This window comes from Stenotrophomonas sp. YIM B06876, from assembly GCF_030711595.1.
Lineage (GTDB): Bacteria > Pseudomonadota > Gammaproteobacteria > Xanthomonadales > Xanthomonadaceae > Stenotrophomonas.
Window position 1 is genome coordinate 1 of record NZ_JAUJUJ010000159.1, and the last position, 1,792, is coordinate 1,792.

3 protein-coding genes are annotated in these 1,792 nt (G+C 63.7%); all 3 read right to left on the minus strand.

What is annotated here, in order from left to right:
- Positions 1–481, minus strand: a 481-nt coding sequence (locus QZH66_RS19055) for a flagellar motor protein MotB (protein WP_345783858.1), incomplete at its 3' end; no start/stop codon positions are given.
- Positions 482–510: 29 nt separating this feature from the next.
- The gene (motA, locus tag QZH66_RS15670; protein ID WP_305806827.1) at positions 511–1,419 is read right to left on the minus strand and encodes a flagellar motor stator protein MotA; all 909 of its coding nucleotides are present in this window, start codon (positions 1,417–1,419) and stop codon (positions 511–513) included.
- A gap of 169 nt (positions 1,420–1,588) precedes the next feature.
- Positions 1,589–1,792, minus strand: a 204-nt coding sequence (locus tag QZH66_RS15675) for a sigma-70 family RNA polymerase sigma factor (protein ID WP_305806828.1), incomplete at its 5' end; no start/stop codon positions are given.

A 1,792-nucleotide genomic window follows, 5' to 3' on the forward strand; every position in this document is an offset into this window, starting at 1 on the left:
TGGCGGTGTCGTGGAGCATGACGCGCAGACCATAGGGCGTGATAATGGTCTGCAGATTGCTGGCCAGGCCCGCATCGTCGCTGAGGTTGGCCAGGATCGCCGACAGCTGCTGCAGGTCGGCCGGAGATTCGTAGCGTGTCTGCACAGGGGCGAATCCCGATCGGGTGCCTTGGGGGCTGTCTGTTCCGTTGGTGAAGGTTTTGCGCGGCTGCCGGGTGTCGCCTTGCGCGGGTATGGGTTCGCGGGGAATCAGGCTTCCCCGGGCCGTGCTGAAGCTCTGGATCTTGTGGCCCGCGCCCTCGTCGAAAAGCTTGCCGCCGGTCGTGCGCAGCACTTCTTCGGTGCGCTCCGCGTTGCGCGCGGCGAGCACCCACAGCACCAGGAAGAGGCACATCAAGGCCAGGCAGAAGTCGGCGAAGGCGACCTTCCAGGCGCCGCCGTGCTCCTCATCGTCGTGCTTGCGCGAGACGCGCTTGACGATGGCCTGGTGCTGCTTTTCGCGCGCAATGGTCACCGCGGGTCTCCCGCGCGGCGATTGGGCGTCCTGGGCGGTGCATCTGCGCCGGTCAGCGCGTTGATCCAGCCCTCGAGCAGGGCAAAGCTGGGCTTGAGGTTGAGCTGCACCAGGCGGCGGCCCGCGTCGATGGCCAGGAGCGGGGGCTTGCCGGAGACGTGGGTGACCAGCACGACCTTCACGCATTCGAGCGTGGAAAGCTCCTGCTTGACCAGTTGCTTCATCACGTTGCTCAGCGGGTCCAGCACGCCGTAGCAAAAGAAGATGCCGATGAAGGTGCCGACCATCGCCGCGGCAACCTTCTCGGCAATTTCAGCGGAGCTGGCGCCATCGCCGATGGTGTTCATCGCCATCACGATGCCCAGCACCGCGGCCAGGATGCCGAAGCCGGGCATGGCCTCGGCGATCTTGTGCAGCGACTTGGACGGCTGGTTCAGCTCTTCGTGGATCGCCTCCAGCTCTTGTTCGAGCACGCCTTCGAGTTCGTGGGCATTGATCTTGCCCATGGCCATCAGGCGGAAGTTGTCGACGATGAAGTGCAGCAGCTTGGGTTCGGCCAGCACCAGGGGGTAGCGCTGGAACAGGGCGCTTTGCTGCGGCGCCTCGACGTGGGCGTCGAGCGCCTTCAGGCCACCGGCGGCCGTTTGCAGCAGTTCGTACATCAGCAGCAGCAGCTGGCGCTGGAACTCCTGGCTTTGCTTGCGCATGGTGACGGCCTTGCGCAGCTGCAGCACCATTTCATTGAGCACGTGGCGCGGGTTGCCCAGCACGATGGCGCCCAGAGCGGCCCCGGAGATGATGATCAGCTCGACTGGCTCCCAGATGACGCGCAGCTCGCCGCCGCCCATCATGAAGCCTCCGAACACACAGCCAAGAACAATGGCCATACCGACGATTGGTTGCATTTCTGTTTTCCTGAATGGGAATTCNGCGGCCCCGGAGATGATGATCAGCTCGACTGGCTCCCAGATGACGCGCAGCTCGCCGCCGCCCATCATGAAGCCTCCGAACACACAGCCAAGAACAATGGCCATACCGACGATTGGTTGCATTTCTGTTTTCCTGAATGGGAATTCACGCGTCTTGCAGGAAGGCTTTCATCTTCCGCAGGGCGCCCTTGTTGATCTGGCAGATGCGTGCGTCCGTGAGGCCCAGCACGGCGGAAATTTCCTTCAGGCTGAGATCGAATTCGTAGTACAGCTGGACCACGCGCTGCTCGCGCTCGTCCAGGGCGCCGAGGGCCTGCTCCAGGCTGCGTCGGCTCATGAATGCGGCCTC

Coding starts and splice junctions, on each gene's coding strand:
- motA (WP_305806827.1), bottom strand. CDS start 1,419: ATGCAACCAATCGTCGGTATGGCCATTGTTCTTGGCTGTGTGTTCGGA.